General features: G+C 64.6%; 18 protein-coding genes. 10 read left to right on the top strand and 8 right to left on the bottom strand.

Annotation, left to right across the window (positions count from 1 at the left end; translation table 11 throughout):
• Positions 1-24: 24 nt before the first annotated feature.
• Both argF and ACEN8U_RS17410 read left to right on the top strand, forming a co-directional pair.
• Positions 25-954 (top strand): ornithine carbamoyltransferase, encoded by a 930-nt coding sequence (gene argF / locus ACEN8U_RS17415; RefSeq protein WP_013589447.1) that lies wholly within the window; start codon positions 25-27, stop codon positions 952-954.
• 246 nt (positions 955-1200) lie between these two features.
• The gene (locus ACEN8U_RS17410; protein ID WP_015003613.1) at positions 1201-2427 is read left to right on the top strand and encodes an argininosuccinate synthase; all 1227 of its coding nucleotides are present in this window, start codon (positions 1201-1203) and stop codon (positions 2425-2427) included.
• Between the two features lie 219 nt (positions 2428-2646).
• Here the strand turns inward: ACEN8U_RS17410 and murB are convergent, their stop codons facing one another.
• Complete coding sequence (gene murB / locus ACEN8U_RS17405) at positions 2647-3693, bottom strand: UDP-N-acetylmuramate dehydrogenase (protein ID WP_015003614.1); 1047 nt, start codon at positions 3691-3693, stop codon at positions 2647-2649.
• 172 nt (positions 3694-3865) lie between these two features.
• Between murB and ACEN8U_RS17400 the strand changes: the two genes are divergently transcribed.
• Positions 3866-4351, top strand: a complete 486-nt coding sequence (locus ACEN8U_RS17400; RefSeq protein WP_013589450.1) for a YajQ family cyclic di-GMP-binding protein — start codon at positions 3866-3868, stop codon at positions 4349-4351.
• 86 nt (positions 4352-4437) lie between these two features.
• Here ACEN8U_RS17400 and plsY read toward each other — a convergent pair whose 3' ends face one another.
• Entirely contained in the window at positions 4438-5082 is a 645-nt protein-coding gene (gene plsY / locus ACEN8U_RS17395) for a glycerol-3-phosphate 1-O-acyltransferase PlsY (RefSeq protein WP_015003615.1), read from the bottom strand.
• 146 nt (positions 5083-5228) lie between these two features.
• Complete coding sequence (ybaK, locus tag ACEN8U_RS17390; RefSeq protein ID WP_015003616.1) at positions 5229-5720, bottom strand: Cys-tRNA(Pro) deacylase; 492 nt, start codon at positions 5718-5720, stop codon at positions 5229-5231.
• A gap of 140 nt (positions 5721-5860) precedes the next feature.
• On the opposite strand from ybaK, the gene ACEN8U_RS17385 reads away from it, so the two are divergent.
• Positions 5861-7423: a class I adenylate-forming enzyme family protein gene (locus tag ACEN8U_RS17385; RefSeq protein WP_041746382.1), complete on the top strand. Its 1563-nt coding sequence runs from the start codon at positions 5861-5863 to the stop codon at positions 7421-7423.
• Positions 7424-7436: 13 nt separating this feature from the next.
• On the opposite strand, the gene xerD is transcribed toward ACEN8U_RS17385, so the two are convergent.
• Genes xerD through queG form a run of 3 tightly spaced genes read right to left on the bottom strand, consistent with a single transcriptional unit; the run spans position 7437 to position 10148 of the window.
• The gene (xerD, locus tag ACEN8U_RS17380) at positions 7437-8381 is read right to left on the bottom strand and encodes a site-specific tyrosine recombinase XerD (protein ID WP_015003618.1); all 945 of its coding nucleotides are present in this window, start codon (positions 8379-8381) and stop codon (positions 7437-7439) included.
• Positions 8362-8847, bottom strand: a complete 486-nt coding sequence (locus ACEN8U_RS17375; protein WP_015003619.1) for a methylated-DNA--[protein]-cysteine S-methyltransferase — start codon at positions 8845-8847, stop codon at positions 8362-8364. The genes xerD and ACEN8U_RS17375 overlap by 20 nt, the downstream gene beginning before the upstream one ends.
• 53 nt (positions 8848-8900) lie before the next feature.
• Entirely contained in the window at positions 8901-10148 is a 1248-nt protein-coding gene (gene queG / locus ACEN8U_RS17370) for a tRNA epoxyqueuosine(34) reductase QueG (protein WP_041745725.1), read from the bottom strand.
• Between the two features lie 17 nt (positions 10149-10165).
• On the opposite strand from queG, the gene tsaE reads away from it, so the two are divergent.
• Together tsaE and ACEN8U_RS17360 are read left to right on the top strand one after the other, a co-directional pair.
• Positions 10166-10738, top strand: coding sequence for a tRNA (adenosine(37)-N6)-threonylcarbamoyltransferase complex ATPase subunit type 1 TsaE (gene tsaE, locus ACEN8U_RS17365; RefSeq protein ID WP_015003621.1), 573 nt, complete (start codon positions 10166-10168; stop codon positions 10736-10738).
• The gene (locus ACEN8U_RS17360) at positions 10720-12321 is read left to right on the top strand and encodes an N-acetylmuramoyl-L-alanine amidase (RefSeq protein ID WP_041745727.1); all 1602 of its coding nucleotides are present in this window, start codon (positions 10720-10722) and stop codon (positions 12319-12321) included. Before tsaE ends, ACEN8U_RS17360 begins: the two co-directional genes overlap by 19 nt.
• Before the next feature lie 84 nt (positions 12322-12405).
• Here the strand turns inward: ACEN8U_RS17360 and ACEN8U_RS17355 are convergent, their stop codons facing one another.
• Complete coding sequence (locus tag ACEN8U_RS17355) at positions 12406-13287, bottom strand: O-acetylserine/cysteine exporter (protein ID WP_013589459.1); 882 nt, start codon at positions 13285-13287, stop codon at positions 12406-12408.
• A gap of 169 nt (positions 13288-13456) precedes the next feature.
• Here ACEN8U_RS17355 and ACEN8U_RS17350 point away from each other — a divergent pair, with 169 nt between their 5' ends.
• Entirely contained in the window at positions 13457-14332 is an 876-nt protein-coding gene (locus ACEN8U_RS17350) for a pirin family protein (RefSeq protein WP_015003623.1), read from the top strand.
• 101 nt (positions 14333-14433) lie between these two features.
• On the top strand, positions 14434-15282 hold the full coding sequence (gene trxA / locus ACEN8U_RS17345) for a thioredoxin (RefSeq protein ID WP_015003624.1): 849 nt from the start codon (positions 14434-14436) through the stop codon (positions 15280-15282).
• Between the two features lie 44 nt (positions 15283-15326).
• Here trxA and tcdA read toward each other — a convergent pair whose 3' ends face one another.
• Entirely contained in the window at positions 15327-16178 is an 852-nt protein-coding gene (gene tcdA, locus ACEN8U_RS17340) for a tRNA cyclic N6-threonylcarbamoyladenosine(37) synthase TcdA (protein ID WP_015003625.1), read from the bottom strand.
• A 221-nt stretch (positions 16179-16399) separates the two neighbouring features.
• On the opposite strand from tcdA, the gene pdxH reads away from it, so the two are divergent.
• Both pdxH and ACEN8U_RS17330 read left to right on the top strand, forming a co-directional pair.
• Positions 16400-17041: a pyridoxamine 5'-phosphate oxidase gene (gene pdxH / locus ACEN8U_RS17335; RefSeq protein ID WP_015003626.1), complete on the top strand. Its 642-nt coding sequence runs from the start codon at positions 16400-16402 to the stop codon at positions 17039-17041.
• A gap of 141 nt (positions 17042-17182) precedes the next feature.
• Positions 17183-18397 (top strand): SAM-dependent methyltransferase, encoded by a 1215-nt coding sequence (locus tag ACEN8U_RS17330; protein WP_015003627.1) that lies wholly within the window; start codon positions 17183-17185, stop codon positions 18395-18397.
• Positions 18398-18424 lie beyond the last annotated feature (27 nt).

The following is an 18424-nucleotide window of genomic DNA, read 5'->3' as shown; positions in this document are numbered from 1 at the left end:
GGGTGAGACCGCCGTATTTGTTTCATGACCGCCAAGAAAATTCGCCACTATCTGCAGTTCAAGGATTTCTCGCTAGACGACTACGAGTACGTGCTGGAGCGCGCGCGAATTCTCAAGCGCAAGTTCAAGAACTACGAGACTTACCATCCGCTGCACGACCGCACGCTCGCCATGATCTTCGAAAAGAATTCGACGCGCACGCGCCTGTCGTTCGAAGCCGGCATTTTCCAGTTGGGCGGCCATGCCGTCTTCATGAGCACGCGCGACACCCAGCTAGGGCGCGGCGAACCTATTGAAGACGCGGCGCAGGTTATCTCGCGCATGGTCGACATCATCATGATCCGCACGTTCGGTCAGGACATCATCCAGCGCTTCGCCGAAAACTCGCGCGTGCCGGTGATCAACGGGCTGACGAACGAATATCATCCGTGCCAGGTGCTGGCCGACATCTTCACGTACTTCGAGCATCGCGGTCCGATTCGCGGCAAGACGGTCGCGTGGGTCGGCGACGCCAACAACATGCTCTACACGTGGATCGAAGCGGCGCAGATTCTCGGCTTCAGGCTGCGCCTCTCCACGCCGCCCGGCTACAAGCTCGACCGCGCGCTCGTCGCGGCGGAAAGCGCGCCGTTTTTCGAGGAATTCGACGACCCGAACGAAGCGTGCGCAGGCGCGGATCTCGTCACCACCGACGTGTGGACCAGCATGGGCTTCGAAGCCGAAAACGAAGCGCGCAAAAAAGCCTTCGCCGACTGGTGCGTCGACGCGGAAATGATGTCGCGCGCTCATCCGGACGCGCTTTTTATGCACTGCCTGCCGGCCCATCGCGGCGAAGAGGTGAGCGCGGAGGTGATCGACGGTCCGCAAAGCGTCGTGTGGGACGAAGCGGAAAACCGTCTGCATGTGCAAAAGGCGTTGATGGAATATCTGCTGCTCGGCAAGCTCAACCACTGAGTTCGAGCGCCTTGCCGCGGCGGCGGCGTCTGGCGCGACGGGGCCTCGACCGCGAGGGGACGTGCGCCGCCTGGCGGTCGCAGCCGCGCGTGAAGCCGCAGCGCTCCTCGCAGCGCGCCGGCAAACTGCACCACCGGACGCCAAAAACGCGGACTCCCACCGATTTAGTGTCAAAATAGTTGTTTTCCGCGCTCCGGAACCGCCGGCGCGCCTTGTGTTCCCGCTTTCTCCAGCTACGAGTTCATCATGAGCGATATCAAGAAAGTCGTGCTCGCCTATTCGGGCGGCCTCGACACCTCCGTCATCCTGAAGTGGTTGCAGGACAACTACGACGCCGAAGTCGTCACGTTCACGGCCGACATCGGCCAGGGCGAAGAGCTGGAACCGGCGCGCAAGAAGGCCCTGCAATTGGGCATCAAGCAGGAAAACATCTTTATCGAAGACTTGCGCGAAGAATTCGTGCGCGATTTCGTGTTCCCGATGTTCCGCGCCAACACCATTTACGAAGGCGAGTACCTGCTGGGCACGTCGATCGCGCGTCCGTTGATCGCCAAGCGCCAGATCGAGATTGCCCGCGCCACCGGGGCGCAGGCCGTGTCGCACGGCGCAACCGGCAAGGGCAACGACCAGGTTCGCTTCGAACTCGGTTACTACGCGCTCGAACCGGGCATCAAGGTGATCGCGCCGTGGCGCGAATGGGACCTGCTGTCGCGCGAAAAGCTGCTCGCTTACGCCGAAAAAGCCGGCATTCCGATCGAAATGAAGCACAAGCAAGGCGGGGCGCCGTACTCGATGGACGCGAACCTGCTGCACATCTCGTTCGAAGGCCGTCACCTGGAAGACCCGAAAGCGGAAGCCGAGGCCGACATGTGGCGCTGGACGGTGTCGCCGGAAGCGGCACCCGATCAGCCCGAATACGTCGACATCGAATACGAACACGGCGATCCGGTCGCGCTGAACGGCAAACGTCTGTCGGCAGCGGAAATGCTGACTGAACTGAACCGCCTGGGCGGCAAGCACGGCATTGGCCGTCTGGACCTGGTGGAAAACCGCTACGTCGGCATGAAGTCGCGCGGCTGCTATGAAACGCCGGGCGGCACGATCATGCTCAAGGCGCACCGCGGCATCGAGTCGATTACGCTCGACCGCGAAGTCGCGCACCTGAAGGACGACCTGATGGCCCGCTACGCGTCGCTGATTTATAACGGCTACTGGTGGAGCCCGGAGCGCCGCGCGCTGCAAGTGCTGATCGACCACACGCAGGAAAAGGTCAACGGCTGGGTGCGCGTGAAGCTGTACAAGGGCAGCGTCTCGGTTGTCGCCCGCGATTCGAAGGAAACGCTGTTCGACAAGACCATCGCCACGTTCGACGACGACGGCGGCGCCTATAACCAGGCCGACGCCGGCGGCTTCATCAAGCTCAATGCGCTGCGTATGCGGATCGCAGAGAACGCGCGTCGTCAGCGCGGCTAGGCGCTAGCGCCGGCAAGGCTTGGCCAAAACGCTCCGGCGGGGGTGCGTTTGTCGCCTGCGCCGGCGCAGGCATCGAACGCCAGCGCAATAAACAGGCCAAAAAGAAAGGCGCCGGGAGGACACTCCGGCGCCTTTTTTTCATGTGCGACTCAAACCTCGGCCAATTCATGCAGTTCGCCTCACGCGATCACGAGCACACGAGCACACGAGTTCGCGCGCTCACAAGCAAACCGGCTCGGCTTCCAGCTCGACGCCGAATTTCTCCATGACGTCATGTTGGATCGCACGCGCAAGCGTCAGCATGTCTGCCCCGCTCGCGCCGCCGCGATTGACGAGCACGAGCGCCTGACGCTCGTGGACGGCCGCTGCGCCGATTGAACGGCCCTTCCAGCCGCATCGGTCGATCAGCCAGCCGGCTGCGAGCTTCACACGTCCGTCCGGCTGCGCGTACGAGACGATATCCGGCTCGCGGCGCTTCAGCGCGTCGAACTGGTCGGCGCCGATCACCGGATTCTTGAAGAAGCTGCCCGCGTTGCCCAGTTCGAGCGGATCGGGCAGCTTGGCGCGCCGCACGGCGACCACCGCGTCGAAAATGGCCCGTGCGTCGGGTTCCTCGCCGCCCGCCTCATAGCCGTTGGCCGCCAGTTGCCGCGCGAGATCCGCATAGCTCGCTCGCGGCTGCCACACCTTCGGCAAACGGAAGGTGACCGATGTGATGACGAAACGGCCGCGCCCTTCCCGCTTGAAAAAACTGTCGCGATAGCCGAATGCGCAGGCCCGCGCGTCCAGCTCGACGGTGTTGCCTGACGCCAGCTCGACGGCGCGCAGCCATGCGAAGCGCTCGCACATTTCCAGCCCGTACGCGCCGATGTTCTGAATGGGCGCCGCGCCGACCGTGCCCGGAATCAACGCGAGGTTTTCGAGACCCGGCAAGCCTTGCGACAGCGTCCATGCCACGAACTCGTGCCACGACTCGCCGGCAGCCGCCTCGACATAGATCGCCTGGGGGTCCTCGCCGACGACGCGGCGACCGCGCAGCGCAACGATGAGCACGAGTCCCGCGAAGTCGCGCGTCAGCACGACGTTGCTGCCGCCGCCCAGCACGAGCCGCGGCAAACCGGCCGCGCGCGGATCGTTCGCCGCGGCGAGCAACTGCGCTTCATGCTCGATGCGGCACGCCCATTGCGCGCGGACATCGAAACCAAAGGTGTTATGCGCCTTCAGCGGAAAGCCGGCAATAAACTCGGCGGAATCGGATTGGGACATCGGAATAGAGCGTTGACGACTGACGAAACTGCTGCGGGCTGCGGGGCCCGCGCGGCGGCGTTGGGCAAATGAGGGTGGCGTCGGTAAAATGACGTCGGTCCGTGATTATAGCGAGTGCCTCGCGACGAGCCGCCGGCCGCGTCGCGCACCGCCGCACTATTGGGAGAATGCAATGCCATCGTTTGACGTCGTCTGCGAAGCGAACATGATCGAAGTCAAGAACGCGATCGAGCAGTCCAACAAGGAAATCTCAACCCGCTTCGACTTCAAAGGGTCCGACGCGCGCGTCGAACACAAGGAAAACGAGATCACCGCCTATGCCGACGACGACTTCAAGCTCGGCCAGGTGAAAGACGTGCTGCTCTCGAAAATGGCCAAGCGCAATGTGGACGTGCGCTTTCTCGACTATGGCAAGATCGAGAAGATCGGCGGCGACAAGGTCAAGCAGGTCATCAAGATCAAGAAAGGCGTGTCGGGCGATCTGTCGAAGAAAATCGTGCGCCTTGTGAAGGACAGCAAGATCAAGGTCCAGGCGAGCATTCAGGGCGACGCCGTGCGCGTCACCGGCGCAAAGCGCGACGATCTGCAAAGCGTGATCGCCTTGCTGCGCAAGGACGTGACCGACACGCCGCTCGACTTCAACAATTTCCGCGATTAAGGTCTATTTGTCGAGGCTGACCGACGCTTACAGGCGCCTATCGACTCAGCGCCGGGCCCAAGCCGCAGCCGGCGCTGGGCAACCGTTCAACGTTCCTTGCCCGCCCCCACGCCGGCCGCGGCCGCCGCCTTCTTCTTGTCGCCGATCCTGCTTTCCTCGCCGCGCATCAGCTTGCCGATGTTGCCGCGATGACGCCACACGAGCAGCGAGCTCATCACGACAATGGCGAGCGCGATGATGTGCGGCCCGAACAGAAAGCCGTCGAAGATCGGCGCGAACACCGCCGCAGCCAGCGCTGCCAGCGACGAATAGCGCGTGAAGAACGCCACGATCAGCCAGGTGAGCAGCGTGGCCACGCCGAGAATGGGGTTGATCGCGAGCAGCACGCCGGCGGCCGTCGCCACGCCCTTACCGCCCTTGAAACGGAAGAACACCGGGTACAGGTGGCCCAGAAACACGGCGACCGAGGCGATCGCCACCGAGGTATCGTCGAGCCCGTAGCGCGCGCCGAAATGCACGACGAACCACACCGGCAGCCAGCCCTTGAAGGCGTCGCCGATCAGCGTGAGAATTGCGGCCGTCTTGCTGCCGCTGCGCAGCACGTTGGTCGCGCCCGGGTTGCCCGAGCCGTAGGAGCGCGGGTCGTCGAGCCCCATGGCGGCGCTCACGATCACGGCGAACGACACCGAACCGATCAGGTAGGCAACGACAGCAACGATCAGGTTTTGCATCTGTGACTCTTATAAGAATCGGCGGTCTGTAGCTGGATACCTCAACCGCAACGAGGGAACGGAAACCGGCCGGCACCGCAAGGCGGCGGGCCAAAACGGCGCACATTCTACCCAACGCACGCGCCGCGAAAACATTCAGGCAAACGTCAATCCACGCTCGCGCACTGCACCGGCTTCCCGCCCAGCAGATCGACCAGCACCTTCGGCTCGATACTGATGAGAAAACCGCGCCGCCCGCCGTTCAGCCAGATCCGGTCCAGCTCCAGAATGCTCGACTCCACGTACACCGGCATCTGCTTGCGAGTGCCGAACGGCGACGTGCCGCCGATCAGATAGCCGGAATGCCGGTTCGCCACTTCGGGCTTGCACGGCTCGACGCGCTTTGCGCCGATCTGCCGCGCGAGGTTCTTGGTGCTGACCGTGCGGTCGCCGTGCATGAGCACGATCAGCGGCTTGGCGTGCTCGTCTTCCATGACAAGCGTCTTCACGACATGATGCTCGTCCACGCCGAGCTGGCGCGCGGATTCGCCCGTGCCGCCGTGTTCGACATAGTCGTAGGGATGCTCGCCGAAGACGACGCCGTGCCGGCGCAGCAACTGCGTGGCGGGCGTCTCGGAAACGTGTCTGGATTTGCTCATCGGCGCATTGTAATGGCGACTTTGCACAACGCCTATTTGCCGAATGGCCAATTGTGCGGACCCGGGCATTGTGGCACGATCGTTCGAAAATGTTCCGGCGCGATGCACACCGGGCACGCAACCGCATTCAGGAGACGCCCTTGAGCAACCCTTCGCCCTCTCGTCCCGCCCTCGACGTTCCCGCGCTGCTGGCCGCGTTGCCCGCGCGCATTTCCGATCTTCCCGCGCTGGCCGCCGCGCGCGATCCGCAGCATGTCGCGCTCATCGAGGACGCGCGCCGCCTGAGCAACGCGCAGCTGCAGGAAGCCGTCGAGGCCGCCGCCGCTCTGTTGCGCCAATGGGGCGTGCGCGGCGGCGATCGCGTGATGATCGTGGCGGAGAACAGCATCGCTCAGATCGTGTTGCTGTTCGCCACCGCGCGGCTCGACGCGTGGGCACTGGTGTCGAATGCGCGGCTGTCGGCGGCGGAACTGGACGCGATTCGCGCGCACGCGCAGCCGCGCGTGACGGCGTACGTGACGGAAAGCTCCGTCGATGCCAGCCAGCACGCGCAGCGTCACGGGGCGACGCCTGCGCCGACCCTGGCGCCGGACATCGGTGCATGGTCCCACACGGTGGACGCTGCGGCCCAAGCGGAACCGGTCGAAGCCGCGAACCACCGCCAATGCGCGGCGCTGATCTACACCACCGGCACTACCGGCGCGCCGAAAGGCGTGATGCTGTCGCATCGCAATCTGCTTTTTATCGCCGCGGTGTCGAGCCGTCTGCGCCAGGTGCGTCCCGACGATGTCGTGTATGCGGTGCTGCCCATTTCGCATGTGTACGGCTTCGCGTCGGTGTGCCTCGGCAGTCTGCACGCCGGCGCGACCTTGCGCCTCGCGCCGCGCTTTGCGCCGGAAGCGGTGCGCCGCGCCCTCGCCGACGAACGTGTGTCGATATTCCAGGGCGTGCCGGCCATGCACGCGAAATTGCTGGAGCATCTGAAAACGCACGGACACGCGTGGCGCGCGCCGCATCTGCGCTTTGTCTACTCGGGCGGCTCGCCGCTCGACGCCGCGCTCAAGGCGCACGTGGAGAGCGTCTACGGTTTGCCGCTGCACAACGGCTACGGCATGACCGAAAGCAGTCCCACCGTCTCGCAGACCCTGCTCGACGCGCCGCGCAGCGACTGCTCCGTCGGCGCGGTGATTCCGGGCGTGGAAGTGCGCTTCGTCGGTCTGGACGGCGTGGATGCCGCGCCCGGCGAGATCGGCGAGCTATGGGTGCGCGGCCCGAACGTGATGCTCGGCTACTACCGCAATCCGGAGCAGACGCGCGCCGCCGTCACGCAGGACGGCTGGCTCAAAACCGGCGACCTCGCGCGGCAGGACAGCGACGGCGCGCTGCATATCGTCGGGCGCAGCAAGGATTTGATCATCCGCTCGGGCTTCAATGTGTATCCCGCCGAAGTCGAGCATGTGTTGAACGCGCATCCGCAGGTCGTGCAGTCGGCGGTGATCGGTCGTGCGGTCGAGGGCAATGAGGAAGTCATTGCATTCGTCGAACTGGCGGCGAACGCGACCGTCACACCCAACGAACTGGTTGCGTGGTGCGCCGAGCGTCTCGCGCCTTACAAGCGTCCCGCGGAAGTCAAGGTGCTCGCGGCGCTGCCGGCGGCATCGACGGGCAAGATCCTGAAGCACCGGCTGCGCGAACTGGTTTGAACGCGTAGCGGCATCAGCCCCGCGGATGATGCGTGGCATGCAGCGACTTCAGCCGTTCGCGCGCCACGTGTGTGTAGATTTGCGTGGTCGAAATGTCGGTATGTCCGAGCAGCAGCTGGACCACGCGCAGATCGGCGCCATGATTGAGCAGATGCGTCGCGAACGCATGCCGCAACGTATGCGGCGACAGCGGCGCATGCACGCCCGCGGCCGCCGCGTGACGCTTGATGATGTTCCAGAACTGCTGGCGCGTCATGCCCTCGGCGCGGTTCGTCACGAACAGCGCATCGGCTGCGCGCGCACCGAGCAGCGCGGGCCGCGCGTCGCGCAGGTAACGCTCGATCCACCCGTGCGCCTCTTCGCCGAACGGAATGAGCCGCTCTTTCGAGCCCTTGCCCATCACGCGGACCACGCCTTCGTTCAGGCCCACTTCCACGGTCTTCAGCGTGACGAGTTCAGTGACGCGCAAACCGCTCGCGTACATCAGTTCGAGCATGGTGCGATCGCGCAGACCCAGGGGCGTCTCGATGTCGGGTGCGCCGAGCAGCGCCTCGACCTGCGCCTCGCTGAGCGTGGACGGAAAGCGCGGCGGCTGCTTCGCCGAACGGATGCGCAGCGTCGGGTCCACTTTCGCGCGATGCTCGCGCACGGCCCAGCCGTAATAGCGGCGAAACACGGAGAGCCGCCGGTTGGCCGACGTCGATTTATCTTTCTGACGCGCCGCGCTGTAGGCGTTCAGATCGGCCTCGCTGGCCGTGTCGAGCGACGCGCTGCGCGTTTGCGCGAGCCATTCGCTGAAGAGGCGCAGGTCGCGCCGATACGCGTCGAGCGTGTTGCGCGACAGGCCGTGCTCAAGCCACAGCGCGTCGCAGAATGCGTCGATTGAAGCGGAGCTCGCCGTGAACAAAGGCGAGTGCGACAACTGCGCGCTTGCGTCGTCAACCAGGGTATCGCTCATGCGTAGGAACGCCTTCGTGCGCAAGCAGCCAGCGCTTGACGTTGCGAAAAAAGCCTTCTTCGGCATGATGCGCGAATCCGCCGATTCCGCTCGAACTCACCACACGGTGGCACGGGATCACGATCGGAAAGCAGTTGTCGCCGCACGCCTGGCCGACCGCGCGCGGCACGCTGCCAAGCTGCTTCGCCAGTTGACCATAAGTGACGACCGCGCCAGGCGGAATCTCCGCGAGCGCCTGCCACACGCGCCGCCGGAACGCTGTGCCGACGGGCGCAAGCGGCAATTCGAATTTCGCCGACGGCTCTGTGAAATACCGCTCGATCTGCTCGGCCACGCGCCGTGCCAACAGCGTGTCCGGCGCAACGTTTGGCGTCGACTCCGGCAGATAGACGATCTCGCGCACCGCCTCCCCTTCGAGACGAATGCCGACCTTGCCGAACGGCGCATCGATCACTGCGTTGAACATGCCGCCTCCTTTCTGCTTACTGCCGCCGCACCCATGAATGGCCGACGGATAGTTTACGCCGCTTCCAGCGCCCACTGCACATGCTCGCGCACGAGCGGCGAAGGGTCGTCGGCCCGGCGCGTGAGCGCCTCGACGATCGCCTCGCGCGCCTCGTCGCTCAATGCGTCGGGCGAGGCCCGCAGCGCATTGCCCATGCCCACGGCGAGGTTGCGCAACCAGCTTTCGTAGCCGATGCGCCGGATCGCGCTGCCCTGCATGCGCGTGTCGAACTCGTCCGCGCTCCAAGCGAAGAGTTCCAGCAGCGACGCGCGGTCGAGCCCATGCCGCACGTCGAAATCGGCGACCGGCGCCGCCTGCGCGAACTTGTTCCATGGACACACGAGCTGGCAATCGTCGCAACCATACACGCGGTTGCCGATCAGCGGACGCATCTCGACGGGAATGCTGCCCTTCAGTTCGATCGTCAGATACGAGATGCACAGACGCGCATCCACTTTGTAAGGACCGACGATCGCGCCTGTCGGACATGCGCCGATGCAGCGCGAGCAACTGCCGCAATGCGAGCCCGGCGTTTCGGGCGCGACTTCCGGCGACGTCTCGGCGTCCGTCGGCAAAGGCACATCCACATAGATCTCGCCGAGAAAGAACAGCGAGCCGGCATCGCGTTGCAGCAACAGCGTATGCTTGCCGCGCCAGCCGATACCGGCCTTCTGCGCAAGCTCCACTTCGAGCACCGGCGCGGAGTCGGTAAACACGCGATAACCGAACGCCCCGATCTCCGCCTGAATTTTCTCTGACAGATGTTGCAGACGGTTACGCATCACCTTGTGATAGTCGCGGCCGCGCGCATAAATCGATACGACGGCCGCCGACGGATCGGCGAGCCGTGCCTGCTCGGCGGCCCGCCAGTCGCGGTTGTGCGGGGCTTCGTGCCGCTCGCTCTCGGCTGGCTTTCCGCTCATGGACTGCTGGGGCAAATAGGCGATGCGGGCAGTGATCACACGTAGCGTGCCGGCCACAAGCTCAGCAGGCCGTGCGCGTTTCATGCCGTGTTTGGCCATATAATCCATTTCGCCGTGGCAACCCGCTTCCAGCCAGGCTGCAAGCGGCGCTTCGGCAGCGGAGAGATCGGTATCGCTAATGCCGATCGCCCCGAACCCCAGTTCGCGGCCCCACGTTTTGATGTTCTGCGCGAGCGCGCGCAGCGCCGCCTCATCGAATTGACGCTCGGCACGCGCCTCGCCGCCAGAGGCAGACGCGTCGGACACAGGGCTCACGGGGGATTCCGGACTTCGGTTCATCACGCCATTTTACGAGAATGCCTGACCATCCCGATCGCGCGATCGCGCCGCCCGCCGAAGTTCTGCTCGAACGCTTCTTCGCGTTCGCGGACGAAGCCGCCACACTCGCATTCGGCGAGCGCTTCGCACGGGCTATCGAAAGCGTGGCCCTTGCTCAGGAAGGCGAGCGCGGCGAGCTCAACGCGCAGGCATTTCACGGTCTACAAGTCCAACTGGTCGGCGACCTCGGCGCCGGCAAAACCACACTCGTGCGCGCCACCTTGCGCGGCCTCGGTCACACCGGCCGCGTGCGCAGTCCGACGTACACGCTCGTCGAGCCCTATGTGCTGGAACGGCCGGCCGGGGAACTCGCGCTTTACCACTTCGATCTGTACAGATTCACCGATCCGGCCGAATGGGCCGACGCAGGCTTTCGCGAATATTTCGACAGCGGCGCAGTGTGCCTCGTCGAATGGCCGCAGCGCGCGGGCGTGCTGCTCGGCGTGCCGGATCTCGTCTTCTCGCTCGACCTGGCGAGCGAAGGCGACGGCCGCGTACTCGTCGCACGGGCATACAGCGAAACAGGAAAGGCATGTCTCGAAAGATGTTGATCAAACCGTTCCGCTCGATCGAATCGGCGGCCACCGCCACGCATAACTGGCGGCGCCGGCAGATTCTCCGCGCGGGCGCGTCCACCCTCGTGCTGGGCCTCGTCGCGCCGCGTCTCGCGCGGGCCAGCTCGGTGCTCGGCGTGCGCGTGTGGCCCGCGCGAGACTACACGCGCGTGACGATCGAATCCGATCAGCCTCTGCAGAACGCGCAGCAGTTGCTGCAGAGCCCGGACCGGCTCGTGGTCGACCTGAGCGGTCTCGATCTGGACCAGGCGCTGAAGGATCTCGTCTCGAAGATCACGCCGAACGATCCGCAGATTCAATCGGTGCGTGTGGGGCAGTTCCAGCCGCACGTCGTGCGCATGGTGTTCGACCTGAAGGGCTCGGTGAAGCCGCAGGTGTTCACGCTGCCGCCTGTCGGCGCGTACAAGTACCGGCTCGTGTTCGACCTGTATCCGGCCGTCGCGCCCGATCCGTTGATGGAACTGCTCGCGCAAAGCGAGCGCAAGCAGCAAACGCTGAACGAAGAAAACAGCGCGCCGCCCGCCACGTTGAGCGGCCCGGGCACGACGCCGCCGCTCGCCGACAACAGCGAAGCGTTCTTCGAGCGCTATGCGCAGAACGGCGGCAACGGCTCGGCACAGGCCGTGCCGCATCCGCCGGCGCACGGGGGATCGCCGTCCGGATCGCCCTCTTTGCCGCCCATCATCGCCAAGCCGTCGACGCCCGGCGCGCCGGCCACGCCGCCCAGTGCGCTCGCCCGCAACAAAGGCAGCGGCAGCAGCGCGAACAGCACCAGCAGTCCCGGCAACGAGGACAGCGGCGAAGACACCTACGCGTTCACCACGCCGAAGTCCGGCAAGAGCAACACAGTGCGCCTGTTGACCGTCGCGATCGACCCGGGACATGGCGGCGAGGACCCGGGCGCGATCGGCGGTTCGGGCACTTACGAAAAGCATGTCGCGCTCGACATCGCGAAGAAGCTGAGGGCCAAGATCGACGCCCAGCCCAACATGCGCGCCATGATGACGCGTGACGCCGACTTCTTCGTGCCGCTGAACGTGCGGGTGCAAAAGGCGCGGCGCGTCGGCGCGGACCTGTTCGTGTCCATTCACGCGGACGCGTTCACCACGCCCGAGGCGCGCGGTTCGTCGGTGTTCGCTTTGTCGGAGCATGGCGCCTCGAGCGCGGCCGCGCGCTGGATGGCCAACAAGGAAAACTCGTCGGACCAGATTGGCGGCATCAACATCAAATCCGCCGACGCCACCGTCAACCGCGCGCTGTTCGACATGTCCACCACTGCGCAGATTCGCGATTCGATGCGCTACGGCAACTTCGTGCTGAAGGAAATTGGCGGCATCAACAAGCTGCACAAGGGATCCGTCGAGCAGGCGGGGTTTGCCGTGCTGAAGGCGCCGGATATTCCGTCCATCCTCGTGGAAACGGCGTTCATCAGTAATCCGGACGAGGAGCGGCGCCTGAACGACGACGCGTATCGCGACAAGATGGCGGACGCGATCATGAACGGCATCAAGCGCTATTTCGCGGCAAATCCGCCGCTTGCGAAAAACCGCATGACGTAGGGCGCGCGCAAAGCGCCTGCGCCGCCGGACAATCCAACGACAAACGGCCGCAGCAATGCGGCCGTTTTCGTTTCATGCAGCGACTCAGCGCGCGGGCGACAGGCGCTGCACGACCCAGCCGCCGAACACATTCACGGCCAGCCCCGCCATGACCAGCAGCGCACCGGCAACCTGCGCTCCGGACAGATGTTCGTCGAGAAAGACGGACGCGGACGCGAGGCCCACAATCGGCACGAGCAGCGAAAACGGCGCGACCTGGCTCGCCGGGTGGCGCGCCAGCAGGCGGCTCCACAAGCCATAGCCGAGCAGCGTGGCGATAAACGCGAGATAAACGATCGCGAAAATCGACATCGCGCTGATGCCGGAGAGCGCGGCGGCAATCCGCTGCGGCCCCTCGAACGCATAAGACAGCGCGAAGAACGGCAGCGGCGGTATCAGACTGCCCCACACCACGAGCCCCACCAGATCCACCTTGCCGACCTTCTTCGTGACGATGTTGCCGAGCGCCCACGAGCACGCGGCGCACAGCGTGAGCAGAAAGCCGGCGAGCGTCATGGCGTGGCCGCCCTGCATGCCGATGACGGCAAGCCCGGCGGCCGCGATCAGCAAGCCGACGACATTCGGCAAGCGAAAGCGCTCGTGCAGGAACAACGCGGCGAAGATCAGCGTGAAAAAAGCCTGCGCCTGCAATACGAGCGACGCGAGCCCGGCCGGCATGCCCACATACATCGCGGAAAACAGAAACGCGAACTGCCCGAATGAAATGGTGAGGCCGTAGGCAAGCAGCCAGCGCCACGGCAATTGCGGGCGCTTGACGAAAAACACGGCCGGCACTGCCGCGAGCGAGAAGCGCAGCGCCCCGAGCAGCATGGGCGGCACGCCATGCAAGCCCACCTTGATCACGACGAAATTGACGCCCCACGCGATCACGACGACCAGCGCGAGCAGCAGATCTTTGGGCGACATCCCCGTCTCCAATGAAGTATTGAACCCGTCAGTTTAGCGGAGGGTGGCACGGCATGGGATCACCCGCCCTACGGGTTTCCGCACGGCGGTGTCGGTAAAAACTCGTCGTTTCGCCTGCCGCAGTAGAATCGTCCATTCAAGCCTCTTCCCTTCTCAGCCGAGCCCGCCCATGTCCTCTTCCATCAAGGCAGTTCTCAAACCGCATCTGCGCGATGTCGGCAGTCTGACTGTGCGCCGTGTGCTGCCGGCAATGGCCGCCCGTCTGATCGGACCTTTCATTTTCTTCGACCATATGGGCCCCGCGACACTCGCTCCCGGCGTCGGCCTCGACGTGCGTCCGCATCCGCATATCGGCCTCGCCACGGTGACCTTTCTGTTCGAAGGCGCGATCATGCATCGGGACAGTCTCGGCTCCGAGCAGAAAATCGTCCCCGGCGACGTCAACTGGATGACGGCCGGACGCGGCATCGTCCATTCGGAGCGCACGCCCGCCGAAGACCGCGCGAACGGCCAGACCATCCACGGCATTCAGACGTGGGTCGCGTTGCCGCTCGAAGACGAAGACGTGGAGCCCTCTTTCGCGCATCACGCCGCGAGCACGCTGCCGGTCGTCGAGCGCAACGGCGTGACGCTGCGCGTGATCGCGGGCACCGCCTTCGGCGAAAGCTCGCCCGTCAGCACGTTTTCCGGCACGCTCTATGTGGCGGGCGAGTTCGCGCCGGGCAGCGCGTTTGCGCTGGAACCGGAGCACGAGGAACGCGGCGTCTACCTCGTGGAAGGCGATCTGGAAATCGACGGCACGCCGCTCGAAGTCGGCCAGATGGCCGTGCTCGCGCTCGACGAAACCGTCACGCTCGCGAGCACGCACGGCGCGCGCGTCATGGTGCTCGGCGGCGAGAAGCTGGACGGCGAGCGCTTTATCGAATGGAATTTTGTCGCGAGTTCCCGCGAGAAAATCGAAGCCGCGAAACTGGCGTGGACGAATCAGGAAATGGGCCAGGTGCCGGGCGAAACCGAATGGATTCCACTGCCGCAAAAGAAATGACGGCGGAAATGACGGCGGTGGCGGCAGGCGGCGCGACGCGCATTGAATCCGCGCCGTTCGGCCCCATGTAACAGACCAACCGTTTTATCGACGAGGATGCAATGGACACCACTCTGGCCACATTCGAAAAGGACGTCATCGCGGCGTCGACACTGGCCCCTGTGCTGGTCGATTTCTGGGCGCCGTGGTGCGGCCCCTGCAAGACGCTCGGCCCAATGCTGGAAAAACTCGAAGCAGAAGCCGGCGGCAAATGGAAGCTCGTCAAGGTGAACGTCGACGAGAATCAGGAACTCGCCGCGCACTTCCAGGTGCGCAGTATTCCGCACGTCATGGCGTTCGCGGACGGCCGGCCCGTCGACCAGTTCGTCGGCGTGCTGCCTGAAGGGCAACTGCGCGAATTCATCGAACGGCTCGTGCCGCAAGGCGCGGACGCGGCGCGCGTCGAGGCGCAGGCCGCGCTTGCCGAGGGCCGGCGCGAAGACGCGTACGAGGCGTTGCAAGCCGCGCTGGCATTCGACCCGGGTTTCGACGAAGCGCGCCTCGACCGCATCGAAATGCTGCTCGACGACAACCGTATCGACGAAGCCCGCAACGAAGTGGACCTGCTGTCGCCGAAGACGACGCAAGGCATCGACGCGCGCTTCAACGCGATCAAGACGCGCCTCGACGCGGTGGACGCCGCCGCCGACCTGCCGCCGACCGACGCACTGGAAGCCCGCGTGGCCAGTCATCCGGACGACCTTGAAGCGCGCTTCGATCTGGCGAGCGCGCTGATCGCTCACCGCAAATATGCGGGCGCGCTGGAGCATCTGCTTGCCATCGTGCAGCGCGACCGCACGTTCCGCGACGATATCGGCCGCAAGACGATGCTGTCGGTGTTCGATCTCGCCGCGCATCAGCCGGAGCTGGTGTCGCAATGGCGGCGTAAGCTGAGCGCCGCGCTGTACTGAGCCGCCCAGCCTCTCTCGCGCGGGCCGCGCATGCCAGGCGCGCGCTACCGCGCCTCTTTCGCCAAGGCCCGCAGCACATGCGCGGCCGCGGCGAATCCGAAGCTTGCCGTCACGCACACGCTCGAACCGAAGCCCGCGCAGTTCAGGCCCACCGGCCCGGTATGTCCGGGCGACGTCGTGACGTGCTCCGCTTCCTCATCCATATCGCAGACCGCGGCTTCCGGATAGATGAGCGGCTCGTCCGAATACACCGCGCTCACCTTGAACTTTGCTTTCGGCCCGCGCGGAAAACCGTGCTGCTTGCGCAACTGGCCGCGCACCTTGGAGAGCAACGGGTCCTGAATCGTCAACGCAAGATCGTCGATGCGAATGCGCGTCGGATCGAGCTGGCCGCCCGCGCCGCCAATCGTGATCAACGGCTGCTTGCGCTCGACGCACCACGCAATCAGCGCAGTCTTGGTGCGCACGCTGTCGATCGCATCGATCACATAGTCGAAGCCGCCGCCGAGCGTCGCCGCGAAATTATCGGGCTCGACGAAGTCTTCGACGAGGCGCACGTCGCAAGCCGGATTGATGGCGGCGATGCGCTCGGCCATCGCTTCGACCTTCGGTTTTCCGTAGTTGCCGTCGAGCGCGTGAATCTGCCGGTTCGTGTTGCTCTCCGCCACGTTGTCGAGATCGATCAGCGTCAGGGTGCCGACGGCGCTGCGCGCCAGCGCCTCGGCGACCCACGAGCCGACTCCGCCGATGCCGATCACCGCGACATGCGCGCCTTCGAAAGCGGCGAGCGCCGGCGTGCCGTACAGACGTGCAATGCCGCCGAAGCGCCGCGCGTGGTCGGCGGTTTCGCCGCCGTGGAGGCTGGTAGTAAGATCGGATTGCGCGGTGGTCGACATGATGGAACTCGGTGAACGGGCGGAAAACAGAGCGCGCGTCGAGCGCGCGCAGTCCGTATTTTGCCTGAACGTATCGATTCGCATGGCAGGCGCCCTTCTCCGGCAACCGACCGGGACATCGACCGCGAAGCGCGCGCAGAAGCCTTGGCGCTTGATCTGCCTGCGCGCAAAAAATCGGCGCCTTAGCTATACTGGCCTGACTGTAGCGTGCGCATAAGAACATGACCTCACTCGCCGAACTTCGAAAAAACTATTCGCTGGGTTCTCTGGACATCGGCGATGTGGACCGCAGCCCGTTCCGACAATTCGATGTCTGGTTTCAACAGGCTGTCGAGGCGAAACTGCCCGAGCCGAACACCATGACGCTCGCCACCGTCGACTCGCGCGGCCGTCCGTCCGCGCGCATTGTGTTGATCAAGGGTGTGGACGAGCGCGGCTTTGTGTTCTTCACCAACTACGAGAGCCGCAAGGGCCGCGAGCTGGCCGCGAATCCATACGCAAGCCTGCTGTTCTACTGGATCGAGCTGGAGCGCCAGGTGCGCATCGAAGGGCGCGTCGTCAAAGCGAGCGCGGAGGAAAGCGACGCCTATTTTGCGTCGCGTCCGCTCGGCTCGCGCATCGGCGCGTGGGCATCCAACCAGAGTCAGGTGATTGAAAGCCGTTCGCAGCTCGAAACCCGCGAACGCGAAATGCGCCTGCAATACGGCGAAGAACCGCCGCGTCCGCCGCATTGGGGCGGCTATCGTTTGGTGCCCGAAGCAATCGAATTCTGGCAAGGGCGGCCGTCGCGTCTGCACGACCGCCTGCTCTACACGCGCGCGAGCGAAACCAGCGACTGGCAGATCTGCCGTCTGTCGCCCTGAATCAGAAACAGCAACATCGCCGGCGCGTTGCCGACGCAGCAGCGCGCGGCACGGATTGCATCTCGCGGCATTGGAGTTGCGCCGCACCGGGCTGCGGTCTGCACAAGCTTTGCTTTAATTCAACGGACACGGAGAAATCGCATGTTCTGGGAGAAAAAGCTGGCGCAGTGGGTGGAAGAAGTCAAAACCAAGGCTGACTTACCGGCACGTCTCGTGCTGTGGGACGGCCAGCAGCACGATTTCGGGCGCTTCGCCGCGCCTCAGGTCACGCTGCACGTCAAGAGCGCAACGGCGCTGCCTTATCTGCTCGAACCGAGCCTCGACAATCTGGGCGAGGCGTACGTCAAGGGCAAGATCGACATCGAGGGCAAGCTCTCGGACATCATCAACGTCGGTTATCAGCTCGCGCGCAACACGGTCAATAGTGCGAGCAAGCTCGCGCGGGTGCGGCGCTATTTCCAGCATTCCAAAGCGTCCGATAGAAAAGCGATCCAGTACCACTACGACGTCTCGAACGAGTTCTACAAGCTTTGGCTCGACGAGAATATGGTGTACTCGTGCGCTTACTTCGAGAACGGCGACGAAGACCTCGCCACCGCGCAGCTGAAGAAGATCGACCACATCCTCACCAAGATCCAGTTGCAGCCGGGGCAGCGCCTGCTCGACATCGGCTGCGGCTGGGGCGCGCTCGTGCTGCGCGCGGCGCAGAAATTCGGCGCGCAATGCGTGGGCGTGACGCTGTCGCAAAACCAGTTCGATCTCGCCACCGCGCGCGTCAAAGCCGCCGGTCTCGAGAATCAGATCGAGATTCGTCTGCAGGATTATCGCGACGTCGAGGGTCAGTTCGACCGCATCACGAGCGTGGGCATGTTCGAGCACGTCGGCCGCAAGAATCTGCCCGGCTACTTCAGGAAAATGCACGATCTGCTCGCCGACGACGGCATCGCCATGAATCACGGCATTACGTCGAGCGACGCCGACAGCGGCGAGACGGCGCTCGGCGGCGGCGAGTTTATCGACCGTTATGTGTTCCCGGACGGCGAACTGCCGCATATCAGCCTCGCGCTCGAGTCCATGCAGCGCGGCGGCCTCGAAGCGGTTGACGTGGAAAGCCTGCGCCGTCACTATGCGCACACGCTCGACATCTGGGCGGAAAATTTCGAGGCGCACGCGGAAGAAGCCCGCAAGCTCGTCGACGACGAAAAATTCCGCATCTGGCGCGTGTATCTCGCCGGCTGCGCGTACGCATTCGAAAACGACGACGTCTCCATCTATCAGGTCGTCTGCCGCAAGGCCGGCCGCAGCGCGAAAACCTTGCCGTGGTCGCGCCACTACATGTACGAAAAGCCGCTGTGAGGCAAGCGACGCGGCGTCGTGCACGAG

It is taken from the genome of Paraburkholderia phenoliruptrix (assembly GCF_047325075.1).
GTDB lineage: Bacteria > Pseudomonadota > Gammaproteobacteria > Burkholderiales > Burkholderiaceae > Paraburkholderia > Paraburkholderia phenoliruptrix.
Note: the sequence above shows the minus strand (reverse complement) of the source record. Positions and strands in the feature narration are given on the sequence as shown.